Source organism: Filimonas zeae (genome assembly GCF_014641615.1).
GTDB lineage: Bacteria > Bacteroidota > Bacteroidia > Chitinophagales > Chitinophagaceae > Filimonas > Filimonas zeae.
The window spans coordinates 271,431-290,728 of record NZ_BMIB01000003.1 but is presented as its reverse complement, the minus strand read 5'-3'; the positions used below and the strand labels follow the sequence as shown (position 1 = coordinate 290,728).

At 48.1% G+C, this 19,298-nt stretch carries 12 protein-coding genes; 9 read left to right on the top strand and 3 right to left on the bottom strand.

Annotated elements, in window-relative coordinates; genetic code table 11:
- Positions 1-2: 2 nt before the first annotated feature.
- The 3 genes from IEY13_RS14175 to IEY13_RS14165 form a co-directional block, all read right to left on the bottom strand.
- Positions 3-3,374, bottom strand: coding sequence for a TonB-dependent receptor domain-containing protein (locus IEY13_RS14175; protein ID WP_188953191.1), 3,372 nt, complete (start codon positions 3,372-3,374; stop codon positions 3-5).
- Between the two features lie 179 nt (positions 3,375-3,553).
- Positions 3,554-4,543, bottom strand: coding sequence for a FecR family protein (locus IEY13_RS14170; protein ID WP_188953188.1), 990 nt, complete (start codon positions 4,541-4,543; stop codon positions 3,554-3,556).
- An 85-nt stretch (positions 4,544-4,628) separates the two neighbouring features.
- A complete protein-coding gene (locus IEY13_RS14165; protein WP_188953187.1) occupies positions 4,629-5,219 on the bottom strand; it encodes an RNA polymerase sigma factor in 591 nt (196 codons plus the stop codon).
- Positions 5,220-5,403: 184 nt separating this feature from the next.
- Here IEY13_RS14165 and IEY13_RS14160 point away from each other — a divergent pair, with 184 nt between their 5' ends.
- The 9 genes from IEY13_RS14160 to IEY13_RS14115 all read left to right on the top strand — a co-directional run bounded on the left by IEY13_RS14160 (position 5,404) and on the right by IEY13_RS14115 (position 19,234).
- On the top strand, positions 5,404-5,976 hold the full coding sequence (locus IEY13_RS14160; RefSeq protein ID WP_188953184.1) for an RNA polymerase sigma factor: 573 nt from the start codon (positions 5,404-5,406) through the stop codon (positions 5,974-5,976).
- A 76-nt stretch (positions 5,977-6,052) separates the two neighbouring features.
- Complete coding sequence (locus IEY13_RS14155; protein WP_188953182.1) at positions 6,053-7,141, top strand: FecR family protein; 1,089 nt, start codon at positions 6,053-6,055, stop codon at positions 7,139-7,141.
- 78 nt (positions 7,142-7,219) lie between these two features.
- Positions 7,220-10,384: a SusC/RagA family TonB-linked outer membrane protein gene (locus IEY13_RS14150; RefSeq protein WP_188953180.1), complete on the top strand. Its 3,165-nt coding sequence runs from the start codon at positions 7,220-7,222 to the stop codon at positions 10,382-10,384.
- A 20-nt stretch (positions 10,385-10,404) separates the two neighbouring features.
- Positions 10,405-11,748, top strand: a complete 1,344-nt coding sequence (locus IEY13_RS14145; protein ID WP_188953178.1) for a RagB/SusD family nutrient uptake outer membrane protein — start codon at positions 10,405-10,407, stop codon at positions 11,746-11,748.
- Between the two features lies 1 nt (position 11,749).
- Positions 11,750-12,889, top strand: coding sequence for an esterase-like activity of phytase family protein (locus IEY13_RS14140; protein ID WP_188953176.1), 1,140 nt, complete (start codon positions 11,750-11,752; stop codon positions 12,887-12,889).
- Between the two features lie 829 nt (positions 12,890-13,718).
- Positions 13,719-14,603, top strand: coding sequence for an NmrA family NAD(P)-binding protein (locus IEY13_RS14135; protein WP_188953174.1), 885 nt, complete (start codon positions 13,719-13,721; stop codon positions 14,601-14,603).
- A gap of 13 nt (positions 14,604-14,616) precedes the next feature.
- The gene (locus tag IEY13_RS14130; protein ID WP_188953173.1) at positions 14,617-15,531 is read left to right on the top strand and encodes a helix-turn-helix domain-containing protein; all 915 of its coding nucleotides are present in this window, start codon (positions 14,617-14,619) and stop codon (positions 15,529-15,531) included.
- Positions 15,532-15,638: 107 nt separating this feature from the next.
- Positions 15,639-17,798, top strand: coding sequence for an AAA family ATPase (locus IEY13_RS14120; RefSeq protein WP_229687869.1), 2,160 nt, complete (start codon positions 15,639-15,641; stop codon positions 17,796-17,798).
- Positions 17,799-17,965: 167 nt separating this feature from the next.
- The gene (locus IEY13_RS14115; RefSeq protein ID WP_188953171.1) at positions 17,966-19,234 is read left to right on the top strand and encodes a 5-methylcytosine restriction system specificity protein McrC; all 1,269 of its coding nucleotides are present in this window, start codon (positions 17,966-17,968) and stop codon (positions 19,232-19,234) included.
- Positions 19,235-19,298 lie beyond the last annotated feature (64 nt).

Here is a 19,298-nt window from a genome sequence, read left to right as displayed (position 1 = left end):
AATTACATGGTATAAGTAAGCCCCAGCATTACCTCCGTACCACGGTTATAGCTTCTGCGGGTATATTGTTTGCCGTAAAACTTACCACCGGTTCCGGGGTTGGCATATACTTCCTGATAAGGCTTGTCCAGTATGTTTTTGGCAAAACCTTTCAGTTGTATGCGCTTAAATAATTGCTGGGTAAATACCAGGTCCAGCACCGGCTGTGGTCTTGAATACAAATCGGGCGTACCATCCAGGTTTACCTGTATCAGCCGCTCCCCTACCATGTTAAACGTGGCGGTAATATCTGTTCCCGCTTTGCGGTTACCGTAGTTGAGGTATACGTTTACAGAGTAAGGTGCCTGCTCAAACAGCGGACTGTTAGAAGGCGAACGGCGGTCAATAGCTCTGGAGCTGGCCAAACGCTCTGCAGTTTTTTTAATATCACTCTGTGCCAGTAACAGGTTAGAGCCCAGGAAGAAGTTACGCAGTGCAGGCGTTAATAAGCCCAGGTTCTTCACCACTTCCAGCTCTATACCATATACCTTACCCTTGTTAGGATCGTTCTGAAATTCAATGGCAGGAAACTCCGGAAAACGGGCGTTTAAGCCGGTAGAGTTTTGCTTGAATACTTTGGTCAACTGATTTTCAATTTCCTTATAAAAGGTAGATACAGCCAGTACCTCGCCCGGTGACGGAAACCATTCCCAGCGGAAATCGTAGTTGGTGGTTCTCTGATTTTTCAGATTGGGGTTACCCACCACCAGTGCAAACTGAAAAGGATCAAAGTCAAACACATTGGTCAGCTCACGCAGCTCCGGGCGGGCCAGTGAGTTGTTATAACCCAACCTGAAGTTCATGTTGCTGTTAAGCGTATAGGTAAGGTTGGCAGAATAGAAAGGCTCGTAATCTACCTTATATACCGAATTAGGTTCGGTATACACCAGGTTTACCTTGTTACCTGCACCATCGGTAGTAGTTACAGAAGCATCAAGGAATACATTAGAGGTATCCACGGCTGCTTTAATATCCGTCATTTCAAAACGCACACCACCGGTTAAACGCAGCTTCTCCGTCAGGTGCATATCCAGCATGCCATAAAAAGCACGTGTTTCAAAATATCCTTTATAGTTGTTGGGCGATTTTTGGGTGTTGTATAAATAACCACCTACACGCGGCGCGCCTTCTTCGTTGTAAGTACCCGGTAAAGCAATACCAATTCTATCGTACCCCACCAGCCTGTCCAGGTTTCCGTTTACTGCATACAGCGGTAAGGCACCGGTGTTGGAATAGTTGGAACCTGGCAGGTACAGTACGTTTTCAGAGTAACTGCGTTTGCGGTGCAGATAGTTCACCCCTGTTTTAAACTCCTGACGCAGCTTACCTGTTTTAAACGGTACGGTTACATCTGCTTTATAGTTGTAGTTATCCTCGTTCAGTTTTCTAAAACGGCGGCCGTTAGGGTCGGCCTGTATAATACCGTAAGGCCCATAGCCGTTTACGTAGCCCGATACCAGTGAATATAGATGTTCGCTGGCCACCACATTATCCGGTTGGCCGGGTACCGGCACACCGTACGTACCACCACCTGTAGGCTTGTAATCTGCCAGGTTGGCAAAACGAAAATCCGGATCGTTCTGGCTGCTGTTAGAGGTAGCCAGGTTATAACTCAGGCGCGGCGTAAGGTTGCCTTTGCTAAACTTATGCTCGCCCTGCAGGTTAAACGTGTTCAGGCTACGCTGCGTTTGCCGTAACGAATACTGTGTGCTGGCAATACCACCGGGCAATGCAATGTACTCATAGGCTCCGGCCAGGTGGGTGGCTTTGGTTTCTGCACCGCGGCTGCCCAGGTACTGCAAACTAATTTCGTGCTGCGGGTTAAAACGATAAGCAAGCCCACCCAGGAAGCCGTAGTTAAGGGTTTGGGTTCCTGTATTTTCTTTATACCCCAGGTATTTACCCAGGTTAATATTGTTAGGGGTTACGTAGCTGGGTATTACCAGCGGGTTGTAAATAGCAGAGTTGCCGGTAAGGGCGCCCTGGTAAAGGCTCCACTGCGTAAGCTCGCCCTGATAAATATCGGTGGTACGGCTGTAGTAGTTAACACCGGCTATAATGCCCAGCTGATGTTTCTTAAACACCTTCAGGCTGTTGCCATAGGTAACAGAATACACCTGGTTTACCGGTGCAGTTTTGTAGCGGGTAGTCATTACCGGATCCAGCTGATGCATAATACCGTTTACACGGTTAGCTTCTGCCAGCAGTGCCGGATTGTTACGGCTGTTGGCAATCTTTGCCTGTATATCGCCCAGGCCGTTGGGGTATTGCGTAGCCAGATTATGAAAATCGGCACTCAGGTCTTTGTTCTTTACCCTATTGCCCAGAAAGCCCATATCGCTGTTGTAAAAGCTGTTTACCATACCACCGGTTTGGGTGTTCATACCTACCTGTGCAGTAATGCTCAGCGTTTGCCTTTCGGGTATAGATTTGGTTTTCAGCTCCACAATACCCGCTGCCGCATCTGCCGGTTTATCAGGCGTAACGGTTTTGTAAATGGTAATGTTATCCAGCAGGCTGGCAGGCACCAGATCAAGCGGAATGGTACTTCTGTCCGGATCGGAAGAAGCCAGGCGCACACCGTTCAGTTGACCAATCACACTACGATCTCCCAGTCCACGGATGGCTACATACTTGTCATCTGTAATGGTTACGCCCGATACGCGTTGTAATGCCTGGGTAGTAGTAATACTTGCCGTACGCTCCATCTGCTGGGCAGAGATACCATCTGAGACAATGGCTGCGTTTTTTCTTTCGTTCAGCAGCGCTACTTCTGTATTAATTTTTCTGCGTGCGCCTACTACCACGCCGGTAAGCGCTTTATCATCAGCAGCAAGAAATACTACCGCCTCATTTTTACCGGCTGATATAAAACGGCTTTCATAGCCTACTATGGAAAACACCAGCACGGCGCCGCTGTCTTTTACCAGTACAGAATAACTGCCATCTGCCGCAGTAACCGAGTTCATTCTGCTACCCTGCACCATTACATCCACACCCGGTAACGGCTTTTTGGTAGCACCATCCTTTACCACACCGGTAACGGGAAACACTTTGGCGGTTACATTTTTATTCAGCGTATCACCTTTCTCCTGTGTTTTTTCCAGGAAAAAAGAGATGGTGGTGTTTACCGGCTGAAAGCCGATATGGTATTTCTTTTTCAGCTCGTTCAATGCTGTTTCCAGCGTTACCTTGTTCCAGTCAATGCTGCCGGTTTCAATTTTCTGCAGCGTTGCGCGGGAATAGGTAAAAGAATAATTGCTTTGTTTGTCCAGCTCTTCCAGTACCGCAGCCACGTTGCTTTGTGTTACGTGTATTGTTACCAGCTCTTTCATGTTGTACGTTTGGGCCTTTGCCGTTTGCCGTACACCTGTTGTTAATAAAAGGATCCATATACCGGCTATCATCAGCGGCATAGCTCTCCCTGTCCGGGTGTAAACCCGGCTTTTTCCAGTGATACCATTCATGTTGTTACTTTTTAAAGGGCTATTGCGGCTGCAACGCCTTGTCTGTTTTAGTCCGTTCCGTATATAGTGAGTTGCTTGTCTTTTAACCTGTACCTGATCTGGTTGGTAAGGGCTATACCCTGTAATATCTGCTCCGGCGTTTCGCGGCGGAACAGGGCGGTAACCGTAGTACCATCCCCTGCTGCCAGCTTTTGCTTCCATTGTACCGTCCAGTCAAAATGCCGGGCCAAGCGTATAATGGCTTCTTCCACCGGCACCTCATTAAACACCATAGCACCTTCTACCCAGGCGTCTACCGCGGCATTGCCAATGGAGTTTACCTCGCTATGTGCCGTTGCTTTGGTATAGGTAACCATGTGGCCCGGTAACAATACCACCGGCTGGTGCTGCAGGCTGTTTTCTTCAAAACGTACCTTACCGCTCAGCAGCGCTACTTTAATAGCCTGCTCATCTTTGTAAGCTTCTATGTTAAACTCTGTGCCCAGTACGGTAGTGGTGGTGGTGCCTGCCTGTACGCGAAAGGGCCTGCCTGCGTGTTGCGCCACGGCAAAACGCGCTTCGCCACTCAGCTTCACCCCCCTTTCTGTATCGTTAAAATTTTCATCCCATTCCAGTGAGGAAAATTCATTCAGCCATACTACAGATGAATCCGGCAGCACTACTTTTTTCAACTCCCTGCGTCCGGTGTTCATGGCAGTGATGGCAGCAGCCTGTTTGCGCATACTTCCCTTCCATACCAGATAGCCGCTATACACAAGCAATATACCGGTAATGGCAGCAGCAATGGCTGTAACGCGGCGTAGCGGCTGCATACGTGTTGCTGCAGGTATTACCTGCGCCGGTAAGCCAGGCAGTTGATTGCGTAGCTGACGCTCTGCCTGTGCGGCAAAGGCACGATCTTTCTCCAGCAGGTTTTCTTCACCTGCTGTCAGCTGATGGTACCATTCATCTACCATGGCTTCCTCGGCAGGTGTGCACTTACCTGCGAGATATTTTTCCAGTAACTGGTTTACCAGTTTTTCCTGTTCAGTAGTCATCGTACATACACCACGTTTGGAAAATACCTGTTGTACCCGTGGGGTTTATTACTAAATTGTTAACAAGAAAAATGACGCTACAGGCTTATACGGTAATAGAAATAAGGATAGCTACCCACAAATGTTTTTCCAGTGCAGAACGTACACGGTCACTGGCTTCAGACAACTGATTACGGATAGATTGCGGGCGCAGACTTAAAGCGGAAGAGATTTCAGCAATAGACAGCTGATGGTGGTGGCGCAGCACATAAATTTCCTTCATTCTGTCGGGCAGCATGTCAATGGCACTCTGCCATTGCTCCAGGGTAGCGGTATAATCCGTAGCGGCCTGTTGCTGCTGTGTGCTTTCGGGCATGTTCTGTAACCGCTCCAGCAGCGCCTCCTTTTGTTTGGTGCGGGTGCTGGTAATACGGTACCAGTTTACAATGCGGTTACGGAGGCTAACGGTAAGGTAAGCGGCCACGTTACCGGTAATGTGTATGCTCTCCCGTTTTTCCCATATATAAATGAATAGTTCCTGTACAATGTCCAGGGCATCCTGATTGTTGCCCGTTTTGCGGTAAGCAATATTGAAGAGGTTTTGCCAGTGCCGTAAAAACAGGGCCTCATAAGCCTCCTTATTTCCACGGGAAGTATACTCCATCAACGCATTATCAGTTTCTCCGGCAAATTGCATGCTTACATGAAATTTGCCGGAAAATTAGAACATACCATCAGCAATGATCTCAGTTTCAACGCTGTTTAATAATATGGTAACATTAAAACGGTACAGACTTAAACATAGCTTAACACAACCTGTACCTGAAAACAGCCAATTTTACTTTTCAAAACCAGTCAATATCCTGTAAACTTCCACTCTCTTGAATATTGCTATTGAAATACAGCAGGGCAATGAGCAGGCTTTTAAGCAGGCATACGAGGAACATCACCAGGCGGTGATGGCCAATATATGCAGGCTGGTGAACAATGCTGCTGTGGCAGAAGATCTGTTACAGGAAGTATTTGTATCGCTCTGGGAAAACCGGCACAAGCTTACCGCTGCACATTCCGTGGCAGGCTGGCTGTTTACCGCCAGTTATTACAAAGCACTGGACTATCTGAAAAAAGCAGTAAGAGAAAAGCTTACCCCTATTACCGATACGCTTCAGGAATTACTGCCGGCAGAAGAACCCACTACCGTAGAGCAGGAGTATATGCATATGTATGAACTGCTTACCGAAGCCATCAGCGAATTATCTCCCCGCAAACAAATCGTATTTCGCCTGTGCCGCCTGGAAGGCAGGAGTTATAAGGAGGCTGCACAGCAACTGGGTATATCTGTAGAATCAGTAAAAGATTACCTGAAATTGTCTGCCGCCCATATCCGGCAGCATATTACCGCCCGCAACCCGGCGCTACCGTTGCTTACCCTGTACCTGCTGAGCAACCTGTAATGCCACGGTTAACAATTTGGTAATACACCACCTCACCCCCATTTTTACAATCGCGTCTATTTCATAGTATACCACTATGCAACAGATAGCACAACTGATAGAAAAATTCAACAACGGCACCGCCACTGCGGAGGAGCAGCTGCAGTTACAGGCAGCCCTGCAGCAGCAGGAGCCTGCTTTGCAGCAATGGATGAAGGAGGCGTATGAAAAGGATAGCACCAACAGCCCTGCCTTGTTATCTGCTGAAAGGTCTGCTTCGCTGTTCCGGGATATACAGGCCCGTGTAGCCCCCGCAGCATGGCAGGCAGCAGAAGCACCTGTGGTTACATTAGAAGCACCTGTACGCCGCTGGTACCAGCGCAGCATGGTATGGAGTGCCGCCGCTTCACTGCTGGTAATAACCGTACTGGCTGTATTATTTACCCAACGCCCCCACCCTGCACAGCCGCTGACGGTGCAGAACGCACCGGTAGCCCCCGCAGCGTTACCCAAACAGATACACAACAACGGCCGCACGCTGATGCATCTGGTGCTGGAAGACCATTCCACCATAGAACTGCACCCCGGCAGCAGCCTTACCTATATACCCGGCTTTACCGCCACTGCACGTACTATACAGTTAACCGGCAGGGCGCTGTTTACCGTAGCAGCAAATAAAAAACGGCCCTTTACCGTAACGGCCGCAGGCATTGCCACCACCGCACTGGGTACACAGTTTCTGGTGAACGCGCAGGATGCAGGCAATGTAATAGTAAAACTGCTGGAAGGCAAGGTAGTAGTACAAAGCGCAGATAGCAGCCTGGCGCAAACCATGCAGCCCGTGTACCTGCTGCCTGGCCAGGAAGCTGTTACCAGCCTGCAGCACCACCTGTGTAAGGTGCGCCAAAGCAGCAACCGTTTACCGGAAGCAGCTGCGCCTGCACCAGCCGGCGATGCTATGGCATTCCATTACAACCGTACACCGCTGATACAGGTACTGCAACAGCTGGGCAGCCGCTACCAGGTGCAGTTTCAGTACAACAAACGGGAAATACAAACCCTGCGGTTTACAGGTACGCTGGAGCAGGGCGACTCGCTGGAGGTGATACTGAACATACTCGGTGCCACCAACAACCTCAGCTTTACGCAAAACGGCAGCAACATCGTAATTACCAAACAACCATAAACAGGCGCTTTATACGTTACCGCACACCTCTTCCGGAAGGGGTGCTACTCAACTATTGTCTCAACTCAAACAAACATTATGTCACTATCCAGAACCTTTACTTCCATCACCCTGCTGCTGGCGCTGCTGTTTCTCAGCACCACTGCCATCCGGGCACAGCAGTCGGGAACCCTAAAGGGTATTGTATTAACAGAAAAAGGCAAACCCATAGCAGGCGTTACCGTAAGCTTTAATGCCAAAGGCAGCACCAGCATACAAACCAGTGTAACAGACGAGAAAGGTGTTTTTACCGCCACACGCCTGGTAACCGGCACCAGCTATCAGTTCCGGTTTACACATATAGGCTATGAAACCTATACCATAGCTGCTTTTGAAATGAAGAGCGGGGAAGACAATTCCTTACTGGTACGACTGAAAGAAGCCCGCGCCAGCTTAAACGATATTGTGGTGGTGGGCTACGGCAGCCAGCAGAAAAAGCAGGTAAGCGGTGCCATCAGCTCTGTAAAGCCCGATAATACCGATAAAGGCGGCACCTACGATGCGCTGAAACTGTTACAGGGCCGTGCCTCCGGTGTAAACATTATTACCCCTGCCGGTACACCCGGTACCAAACCCGTGGTAATGGTACGCGGTGTAGGCAGCATTAGCAGCAACAGCTCGCCCCTGTATGTAATAGATGGTACGCCTACCGAGTTTTACCCCAACCTTAACCCGAACGATGTGGAGAATATAGAAGTACTGAAAGACGCCTCTGCCGCTTCCATCTACGGCTCCCGTGCCAGCAGCGGTGTTATCATCATCACCACCAAAAACGGCAAGCCCGGTAAAACACAGGTAAACGTAAGTGCCTATACCGGCAGCGGCACTATTTATCACGATATTAAAATGGCCAACAGCGCGCAGTACACACAGGTAATGCAGGCAGCAGTTGATAACTACAACGCGCAAAAAGGCACTTCGCTTACGCTGTACAAACCGGGGATGATACAGGAAACAGACTGGGTGAAAAGCATATCCCGCTCACAGGCACAGATACGGTCTGTAGATGCCAACCTATCCGGTGGTACCGATAAAACACAGCTCTACGCCAGCTTTGGTTATTTTAACCAGCAGGGCATACTTAACACCAGCAACTACCGCCAGTTTAGCATGCGCTTTAAAATAAGCCACGAGCTGAGCCGTTCTATAAAATTAAACGTAAACCTTTCCGGCACTGTTACCCCACGCAGACTGGTGGAGGAAGACAATACCAGCCTTAAAGTGCTGCGCAACGCGCGGGAAGAGCAGCCCTGGTACAGCCCTTACCTGGCAGATGGTACCTATAAAGTAAACGGCACCTATATTTTCCGCCACAATCCCGTAATGGAGATTAATGAAGAAAAATGGACGCGCAACACCTTTGAAGGCCTGGGCTCCGTTAGCCTGGATATTACCCCGCTGAAAGGTTTTAAATACACACCCAGCATAAGCGCCTACGGCACCCTGATAGATGAACGCAAAAAGCTGACCGATCAGATGGCTGCCCGCGCCCGCAGCGCCGGCTGGGGTGCATTGTTACAGAACAGAAACCTGGGCGTGCGTTATGTGTTCGACAACATCTTTAGCTATACCAACAAAGCAGGCCTGCTCAACTATACCCTTATGGCCGGCCACTCGTACGAAAAATACACCTCCGACCTGCTGGGCATTTACAGCAGCAACTATTCCGCCAACGCCTACCCTTCTTCCAACCTGGATATTATTAATGCAGGCCCGGCGGTATATGCCGATCCTGCGGGCAACGGCTACAACGCCTACAACCTGGAATCGTACCTGGGCAGGCTTACGCTGGATTACGACGGCCGCTACCTGCTCAACGCCAGTGTACGGCGCGATGGTAGTTCCCGCTTTTCCAAAGATCACCGCTTTGGCACCTTCCCCTCCGTATCGCTGGGCTGGGTACTCTCCCGCGAGCAGTTCTGGCCCGCAGCACAGCGTGTGATAAGCTTTCTGAAACTGCGCAGCAGCTACGGCGTAACGGGCAGCCTGGCAGGTATAGGCAACTACGCCGCTTTATCGCTGGTAAGCGCCGGCAGCTCCTACAACAACCAGGGTGGCTTTGTGGTATCGCAGGATGCACAGAACGTAACCTGGGAAAAAGCACGCCAGTTTGATGTGGGTGTGGATGCGGAATTATTCAATGGCAGAATCAGCTTTACGGCCGATTACTTTCAGCAGAAAAATACCGATCTGTTGTACAGTCGCCCCATTTACGCCACCTCCGGCTATACCAGCATTCCTTCCAACATAGGCTCGCTGCAAAACAGGGGCTGGGAACTGGCTGCCAACGGCAAAATAACCACCGCTGCAGTACAATGGACGGCCGGTGCCAACATCAGCTTCATCAGCAACAAACTGTTATCCCTGTATCAGAACAAGGATATGTATATAGTACCCGCCTCCGGCTTTGAGCAAATTGGCGGACAAATGCACGCCCTCATCAACGGTAAACCCGTAAGCGCCTTTTACATGCTGCGCCAAACGGGTATTTACCAGTACGATAGCGAGGTGCCGCAGAAACTGTTTGCCAAAGGCGTGCGCGCAGGCGATGTGCGGTATGATGATTATAACAACGATGGTGATATTACCGATGCAGACCGCCAGTATGTAGGCAAAGCTATTCCCGACTTTTTTGGCGGTATTACCAACAACCTGCGCTGGAAAAACTTTGAGTGCAATATATTCTCCCAGTTTTCCAGCGGCAGCCGTGTAGTAGCCTCCTGGCGCGGTATTAACTCCGAAGGTGCAGAACACCTGGGCGATGCACTGAGCAACGTTAAAATTGAAAACGGCCAAACCGTAGAGCAATACTACAACGTAAGCCAGGCAGCCGCCAACAGCTACTGGCGCGGCCCCGGCACCAGCAATACCACACCGCGGCCCGTACGCAAAGGCGTGTTCTCTGGCTATACCTATAACTACAACGCCATGGCCAGCACCCGCTTTCTCGAAAACGGCTCTTTCTTCCGCATAAAAACCGTAACACTGGCTTACACCCTGCCCGCCACGCTTACGCAAAAATGGAAGATGGACAACATACGCATTTATATAACGGCCGATAACCTGTTCACCTTTACCGGCTACTCCGGTTACGACCCTGAACAGAGTTTTGTAACCACACCGGGCGATAGCAACTATGGTGTAGACTTTGGCCTGCAATCCGCCCTGCGTACTTATATGGTAGGTGTAAACATTAAATTCTGATCACTCCCAGGCAATCTTATATGAAAAAGAATATACTTTCTATTGCAGTTTTACTGATGGCCGTTTGCAGCAGCTGCAGCAAGCAGCTGGATGGCATACGCCCCAAAGACCAGATACCGCAGGAGGCACTCAACAGCAACGACATTAACACCCTGCGCGTAGGCATGTACTCGCAAATGGAAAACGTGCTGTTTACTTTCTGGTTTGATTTTGATATTAAGGCCGGTAACCTGAAAGGCGGCCCCGGCTTTACCATGAGCAGCGACTATGTAAATATGTCGCCCTCCGATGCCGCTATTGCCACCATGTGGCAAACCGCTTTTCTGGCACTGAACAAAATCAACTTTTTGCTGGAAACCATCGACAACAATCCGCAACCCGCCAGCTTCGCCACCATTAAAGGAGAAGCCCTGTACTTTCGCGCACTTGTCTATTACCACCTGGCCGCCCGCTGGGGAGGCATGCCGCTGTTAACCAAAAGAACCTACGATGTAGTGCAGCGCTCTACCGAAGAGACCACCTGGGACCTGATAAAGGCCGACCTTACCAGCGCCGAAAAACTGGTAGCCAACTACAGCGACCGTTTTTATGTAAGCACCCAGGCCGTACAAGCACTGGCTGCCCGCGTATACCTGGCTACTAAAGACAATGCCAACGCCATTGCCTATGCCGATAAGGTGCTGAGCTACACCACTAGCGGCTTTACCCTTTCTGCCGATGCCACCGCCTATGCCAGCCAGTTTGTAGCCGGCAGCACCGCCAGAGAGCTGATTTTTGCCCTGGCCAACAACACCGCCGCCAACCCGCACCTGTTTTACCAGCAGGTGAATGATATTGATGGCTCCTGGGGCTACTCCCCTGCCAGCGATCAGTACACTACCCTGTTTGCCGATAACGAAGCCGCCGCAGGTGATAAAAGAAAAGCAGCCACGTTTTCTGCAGATAATAACCGCATTATCAAATTCCCCAACGGCATCAGCGGCCAGCAGTTGGTAAGCACTACCAGCGCCGCCTACACCCCTATTGTGGTGAGCCGCCTTGCAGAAATATACCTGATTAAAGCCGAAGCACAGGGCGCAGGCAGCGCCGCCGCAGCCACCCTGGCCCCGTACTTTGCCGCCCGTTACCAAACAACACCCACCGCCGCCTATCTTACCGGCTTGAACGCCACCGGCCTGCAAAGCCTGCTGCTGAACGAGCGCCGCCGCGAGTTTTATGCCGAAGGCTACTGGTGGTACGATATTAAGCGCACCAACCGTACCGATCTGCTGCCTGCCCTTAACAGTCGTAACTATTTGTTATACTATCCAATTCCGCAAACTGAGTTAGATTTGGCGGGCTATACAAAAAACGAAGGATATTAACATGAGAAGCTTTATAGTATATCTTACCCTTGTTACCGCAACCGGCTGCGCTGCCCACAGGCAGGCAGCCGGTTCGGCTTCCGGCACCACCATTGCCAGCCTGCAGTTACTGAACGAATATGTACTGCCCTGCCCCCGCCAGTTTAACCAAACCGCTGTGGGCGGCCTCTCCGGCATTGACTACAAAGCCGCCACCCACCAATACTACCTTATTTGCGACGACCGTAGCGACAGCAACTACGCCCGCTACTACACCGCCGCCATACCCTTTAACACCAAAGGCATAGACAGCGTACAGCTGCTGGCCGTTACCACCCTGCGCCAGCCCAATGGCCGCCCATACCCCAGCCTTAAACAGGGCGGCGGCCCCACGCCCGACCCCGAATCTATCCGCTACCACCCCGTTAATAAACAGTGGTTCTGGAGCAGCGAAGGCGAACGCCGGGTAAAAAGTGGCGACACCGTGCTGATACACCCCGCTATTTATATTACCAACGCACAGGGCCAGTGCACAGACAGCCTGGAGCTACCCGCCCGCTTTCGCATGCAGCCCACCGAAAAAGGCACACGCCAGAACGGCACACTGGAAGGCCTTTCTTTTGCGGATAGCTACCGGGTTCTGTTTGCCGCTATGGAAGAGCCGTTGTATGAAGATGGCCCGCGTGCCACACCCACTGCCGGCAGTTATACCAGACTGTTACAATGGGATATGACTACCGGAAAATGCACCGCCCAATACGCCTACCCGCTGGAACCGATAGCCCACGCTCCGCTTGCGGCCGGTAAATTTTCCGTAAACGGTATATCTGAAATACTGGCCATTAATACACACGAGCTGATAACCATTGAACGCTCTTTTACAGATGGCGTAGGCTTTACCGTACGCCTTTATCTGGTAAACCTGGAAAAGGCTACCAACGTTACCGCAGTAGCATCCCTTTTGGAGGATAAAAACTTTCAGCCGGTTACTAAAAAGCTGCTGCTGAATACCGAAAGCCTGAACCGGTATATAGATAATATAGAGGGAATTACCTGGGGGCCGGTACTGCCTAACGGACACCGCTCGCTGGTGCTGGTGAGTGATAATAATTTTAATAAGGACGAGAAGACGCAATTCTTTCTTTTTGAGGTGCTGCCGTAGGGGGAGATTTGCCGGATGATGGGGAGGCACGGGTTGCTAAGTAGTTTCGTCACTGTTCGGTTCAGTGCTAAATATATACGGATGATCGGGATAACTGTCTCACTCATTGGGATAGCTGTACGGATGAGTCAGACAGCTGTCTGGTTCAGTGCGACATATGTACGGAAGATCGGCGTAGCTGTCCCATTCATCGGGATAGCTGTACGGATGAGTCAGACAGCTGTCCGGTTCAGTGCGACATGTGTACGGATGATCGGGATAGCTGTCCCACTCATCGGGATAGTTGTACGGATGAGTCAGACAGCTATCCGGTTCAGTGAGACATATGTACGATTGATCGGGATAGCTGTGCGGATGAACCGTACAGTTGGCCACCTCTCTAACAGACCCCCATCTAACTCCCGGCAAAGCTCGCGCCCCCAATTACCCAACTTAACAATTTAATCCACCAACTCGCCGATCATTTCCGCCAACCTGCTGGCCATTTCAGACAACTCTCTGAAATGCTCAGACAACTCTCTGGCCTCTTCAGCCAACTCTGCGGAATGACGAGACAACTGTCTGGATATTTCCGCCAGCTCCCTGGAATGTCAGGATAGTTACCGGAGCGTTCAGGAAACTCACCAGAGTGTTCAGCCAACTGACCGGACATTTCAGCGAGCTTCCTAAGCGCTCTGGCGAGTTGGCTGAGCATTTCCGCCAGCTCGCCGGAGAAAAAGATAAGTTGCATTTTTATGCGGAAACATGCGTTTTTGCAACAACAACAGTCGATGTTGTTACAGCTGCTTTTTTACCACCACACAACTTTGCAGCATTAAATAGCTACAAAATGAAAATTGTTATTACAGGCTCACTGGGGCATATTAGCAAGCCGCTGGCAACAGCGCTGATACAAAAAGGGCATACCGTAACCCTAATAAGCAGCAACCCGCAAAAGCAGGGCCCTATTGAGGCGCTGGGTGCCACAGCAGCCATTGGCCAGGTAACCGATGCTGCTTTTTTAACCAGCACCTTTACCGGCGCAGATATGGTGTATTGCATGGTGCCACCTAACTATGCAGCGCCCGATGTTATTGCTTACTATGAAACAGTGGGTAGCTGCTATGCCCAGGCCATTCAGCAATCCGGCGTAAAAAGGGTATTCCATTTAAGCAGCTTTGGTGCGCACCTTTCGTCAGGTACGGGTTTTATTACCGGTTCCTATAAAGTAGAGCAATTGCTGAATGCACTGCCGCAAATACAGCTTACGCATATACGGCCAGGCTATTTTTACTATAACCTGCTGCATTTTACGGGTATGATTAAAGCGGCCGGTTTTATAGGTAGCGTATACGGCGGTAACGACAGTTTTCCGCTGGTGGCCCCCACTGATATTGCTGCTGCCACTGCGGAAGAAATACTGGCTACCAACGTGCACAATCCCGTACGCTACGTGGCCAGTGATGAAAGAACCTGTAATGAAATTGCCGCGGTGCTGGGAAAAGCAATTGGCATTCCTGACCTTAAATGGCTTACTTTGGAAAAAGAACAGGTGCTGCAACCGCTGCTGCAAAACGGAATGCCGGAAAATACAGCTATGAACTTTGTAGAACTGGGGCTGGCCATTCACAACGGGTTGCTGCAGGAAGATTTTATAACCAATAAACCTGTTTTGGGTAAAGTGAAACTGGAAGATTACGCAACGGAGTTTGCCGCCGGTTTTCATCAGCAATAAGCAATAGCACTGTATGAGCAACAAGCTACCATACCATATTAAAACCATACAAGAGTTTCACCAGTTAAGGGGGCTTCCCGCACCGGAGCACCCCTTAATCAGTATTATCGATTACAGTGTTGTTACCCGACTGCCGGATGCAACCAGCTGGACACAGCAGTTCTATTCTATCTCCCTCAAAAGGACCACCAACACCAAAATAAAATACGGCCAGCAGGAATACGATTTTGACCGGGGCGTATTGTTTTTCATAGCCCCCAACCAGGTGTTCAGCATTTCCGGAAACGAACAGCAGCCTCCACAGCACACCGGATGGCTGCTATTAATTCACCCTGATTTTCTCTGGAATACCTCACTGGCCAAGGCTATTAAACAGTACGATTTTTTTGATTACTCCGTAAACGAAGCCCTTTTTCTTTCCGAAAAAGAAGAAACCATTATCAACGCCATTATTGAAAACATACACCGGGAATACCAAAACAACATTGACAAATTCACCCAGCAGATTATCGTTTCACAACTGGAAACACTGCTGAGCTACTCAGAACGGTTTTACAACCGCCAGTTTATTACCCGCAAAAAAAGCAATCACCAGATACTGGATAGGCTGGAAAAACTGCTCACAGATTATTTTGAAAGCGGTGAACTGACAAAAAACGGCCTGCCTGGCGTGGAGTATATATCCCAACATCTTCATGTGTCGCCCGGCTATTTACGCGGATTACTAAAATCACTAACCGGGCTAAGTACGCAGGAGCATATTCACAACCGGGTTATTGAAAAGGCCAAAGAGAAGCTTTCCACCACCAACCTGTCTGTAAGCGAAATAGCCTACGAGCTGGGGTTTGACAGGCCTCAATCGTTCAGCAGATTGTTTAAAATAAAAACACAGTTATCACCACTGGAGTTCAGGCAAAGCTTTCGGTAAAAAACAACCGCAGTTTAAAGTTGCTCAAGCTGGATATCAGAAGTACTGTTAACAGGAGAAAGGATTGGAGCCTCTACAGATTTTTTATAAATTTGAGAACATTCAATATGGAAAGGCGAACACTGGAAAATATATGTAAGGGCATCAATGTATGGACAGACTGGCAAGCGAATTATAAAAAGTTCGTTCCTGAATTTATAAAAGAAGCAGCCAGCGGCTCCCATTGGGAAAATTGGAATCAGGATGTATTTCATGAGTTTTTCATAAAATCCTCTGATCAATGCGTTTCGTCACTAAAACAGGGATACTTTACAAATAAGGAGAAAGAAGCAATTAAAACACATTGGGATGAGATTGCCCCTTTGCTGCAGAAAATTGCTCAGGAACAATATAACCCGCAATATGAAGTATATAACGAGCTGAAGACCCAAATACGTGAATATACAAATTTCGACAGACGAGCCGCAACCAATCGGCTGATAGCCGGGTTGCAGCCTCAGCTTTTGTGTACCATAGTCAATCAGCATAAGCTATGGGAGTTGTATGCTTTATTGACTAAACATGTAGCAGAGCCTGAGATAGAATGGAAGCCCACCTGGTTTGAAAACAGCTACCAGATGCAACAGCTTTTTAAAAAAGCGCTTCAAACTGATGATGGCTACCAAATCATAACATATCCCTGGCAGGTTTATGAAGAGCACGACTTTACACATTCCAACAAAGCACCGAATAATGATATGAGTGAGGATAAAATTGCAGAGATCAGCGCCCTGTTAAAATATAAAAAGCAGATTATCCTACAAGGACCTCCAGGCACAGGTAAGACCAGATTAGCAAAGGAAATAGCCCAAATGCTGACTGATGCTAACAGCACATCTGGATTGACAAAGGAAATTATAACCGCAAATTGCCAAAACCAGACCAGCATACCCACCGCAAAAACCAAATTGAATTTTAGGATACTGGGAGTAAATGGAAACGGCGTACGGGTTGAAAACTCAGAAGGCAAGGAATATACAGCCCCGTATAACGACATTGTTAATATGTATGAACAGAAGGCATGGGAAAAAGAGGGAGTGATTATTAACGGCGCCAATTCTTATAGTGCAGCAGTTGCCAAATTTCTGTACGGCAAACTAAATGCAACCACAACATCTGAAAACACTAAAGACTGTAAAATTATACAGTTTCACCCTTCCTACAGCTACGAAGATTTTGTAAGAGGATTAGTAGCAAAACCCGACCCCGATGACAAGGGAATTGTTTACAATGCAGAAAACAAAATACTGGCTCAAATTGCAGAGGAAGCCTACCAGAATTTTGCTCTTAACCAGTCGACTTCTCAACCAACCGCAGAAGTAAACATAAGCCATTTTCAACTTTTCATTGATGATATCAAAGAACAGATTGCGGAAAGTAAAGAGCAAAAATTATCCCTGACCGACCAGGTTTATCTGTTCGAACCTGATGATAAGAAATTTAAGTACAAAGGCGACAATTGGATAGCCCATAAAAACGGGCTAAACATGAAGTATTCAGAATTGGAGAAAATTATTGCCTCCGGAGTAAAAGAACGATCGCAGATTAAAAACATCCCCGATCTGCAGGAGCTTACAAAGCAACACTCAAGTTATTTTATCCGGATAGTGGACATGTACTATGAATATCTGAAAAAACACCCACTGCCATCGCAAACAGAAGTTGTTGAAACAAAACTAAAAAACTACGTCCTCATTATAGACGAAATTAATCGTGCTAATCTTTCATCTGTTTTGGGCGAGCTGATTTACGGACTGGAGTACCGGAACAAACCAGTAAACAGCATGTATGCAATAGATGGCGATAAACAGCTGGTATTACCGCCCAACTTTTACATTATCGGCACCATGAATACCGCAGACCGCAGTGTAGGACATATTGATTACGCTATCAGAAGGAGGTTTGCCTTTGTAGATGTGCTGCCGGAAGCATTGGAAGAAGATGAAGAAATATACTTCAACACCGCAGGCTTCACAAAAGTAGCTGCGTTGTTTAATAGCAATAATGTAAGCCCTGAGTTTGAAGCAAAGGATGTACAGGTAGGTCACAGTTATTTCATTGTAAAAAAGCAGGATGCTCCATCAATAGAGGAAAGAGATGAATTATTCCGGTTGAAAATGACTTATGAAGTGGTTCCGATATTGCTTGAATATGTAAAGGATGGGATATTAAACGGCACTGTAGCCCAAATGGATGTCAAAAACTACATAATCAGCCTGAAACAATAAGTATCATGAAGATACTACTTACAGAGCATGCCAGCGTGGAGGTATACCATTCTATTGCCGGAGATGGAATAAATACTCTGGCGTTGAGTGAAGAAATCTTTGCCAGGGTTAACCCGGATAACATTCGCGTGTTTAAACGTGAGCGCGGACGGAACATTTACCCTTTTTTGATACAGCAGAAAAATGCGCAAACTTTCTCTCTCACAGCTGATTACTATGTTGGCGTAGACTGGCTGGTTAAAGAAAAAAAAGTGATACAGGTAGAACCCAAAATCAATACCAAACTAGCAGCTATTTTTGACGCAACAACCAACGACCCCGACCCTGAAATGAGTCTGGAGAGCCCGAATTACAACCTCCCCCCTGTTGAATATCAGGAAATTGATTACCTCAAAATACTACTGGACATCATGGCTGCCGGGCTCCCCTCCCGCTATACAGAAAACCTTGTACTGATTGATTGGAACACTTCACAAATACCGGTAACACAACAGGAAGACCGGCTTACGCCCTTCCTGATTATACAGTTTCTACAACTACTGAAAGTTATTGTGCGTAAGGGACTGAAAAAGTCGTATTACAAAGTGCAAAAAAATCTGACTAACACAATCAAAGGCAAAATACTGGTTGGATCAAACATTAAACAAAACATACTTAAAAGCCGCTCCTTACAAACTTTCTGTGAATACCAGGTGTTTGGCGCCGACAATATCGAAAACCGCTTCCTGAAAAAAGTACTTCGTTTTGCCGTCAGCTACATAGAAAATAACAAATCCCTGTTTACAGGAGATAATCTCACAACAATAACACACCTGACAAACTACTGCCGTCCGGCATTTGAACAAATTGGCAATGAGTTGAATGAAGACCAATTGAAGCAGGTACGATACAGCGCCTTCTTTAAAGAATACAAAGAAGCAATTGCCGTTGGCAGACAAATCCTCAGAAAATTTGCATACAATCTTTCGGAAACGGCCAATAAAGAAATAAAAACACCTCCTTTCTGGATTGATATGCCACGGCTCTTTGAGCTATACTGCTACACACAATTGTTAAAAGCAAATCCCCAGGATAAAGATTATATTCATTACCAGTTCAGCACATATGGCAATGTGCTGGACGTATTGATCTCGAAGCCTGGTTGCGAATTAGTGATAGATGCCAAGTACAAGCTGCAGTATCAAAAGGGACAGATACATCAGGATATCCGGCAAGTTGCCGGATACGCAAGATTAAACAAAGTACGAAACCAATTGGCTGCAAAGGCTGCAGAGAATATAGCCTGCCTTATTATGTATCCGGATATGAATGCCATCGACTTCAGCTACTCACTAAGCAACCTTCTGAGAAAAGCAGAAAGTGTTGCAGCTTATTGCAAAGTATACAAGCTTGGCATTCGGCTACCAGTTATAGAAAAATCCGGTTTCTCAAAATAAAGGCAGGTTTTATGCCATTTAACAGACCTCAATGTCTAACCTAAATCACCACTGGAGTTCAGGC

What these genes read in the sequence shown, in the direction of transcription:
- IEY13_RS14155 (WP_188953182.1), top strand. Translation starts at nt 6,053, where the DNA reads ATGCAACAGATAGCACAACTGATAGAAAAATTCAACAACGGCACCGCC.
- IEY13_RS14120 (WP_229687869.1), top strand. Translation starts at nt 15,639, where the DNA reads ATGGAAAGGCGAACACTGGAAAATATATGTAAGGGCATCAATGTATGG.
- IEY13_RS14175 (WP_188953191.1), bottom strand. Translation starts at nt 3,374, where the DNA reads ATGAAAGAGCTGGTAACAATACACGTAACACAAAGCAACGTGGCTGCG.
- IEY13_RS14165 (WP_188953187.1), bottom strand. Translation starts at nt 5,219, where the DNA reads ATGCAATTTGCCGGAGAAACTGATAATGCGTTGATGGAGTATACTTCC.
- IEY13_RS14150 (WP_188953180.1), top strand. Translation starts at nt 7,220, where the DNA reads ATGTCACTATCCAGAACCTTTACTTCCATCACCCTGCTGCTGGCGCTG.
- IEY13_RS14145 (WP_188953178.1), top strand. Translation starts at nt 10,405, where the DNA reads ATGAAAAAGAATATACTTTCTATTGCAGTTTTACTGATGGCCGTTTGC.
- IEY13_RS14170 (WP_188953188.1), bottom strand. Translation starts at nt 4,543, where the DNA reads ATGACTACTGAACAGGAAAAACTGGTAAACCAGTTACTGGAAAAATAT.
- IEY13_RS14130 (WP_188953173.1), top strand. Translation starts at nt 14,617, where the DNA reads ATGAGCAACAAGCTACCATACCATATTAAAACCATACAAGAGTTTCAC.
- IEY13_RS14140 (WP_188953176.1), top strand. Translation starts at nt 11,750, where the DNA reads ATGAGAAGCTTTATAGTATATCTTACCCTTGTTACCGCAACCGGCTGC.
- IEY13_RS14135 (WP_188953174.1), top strand. Translation starts at nt 13,719, where the DNA reads ATGAAAATTGTTATTACAGGCTCACTGGGGCATATTAGCAAGCCGCTG.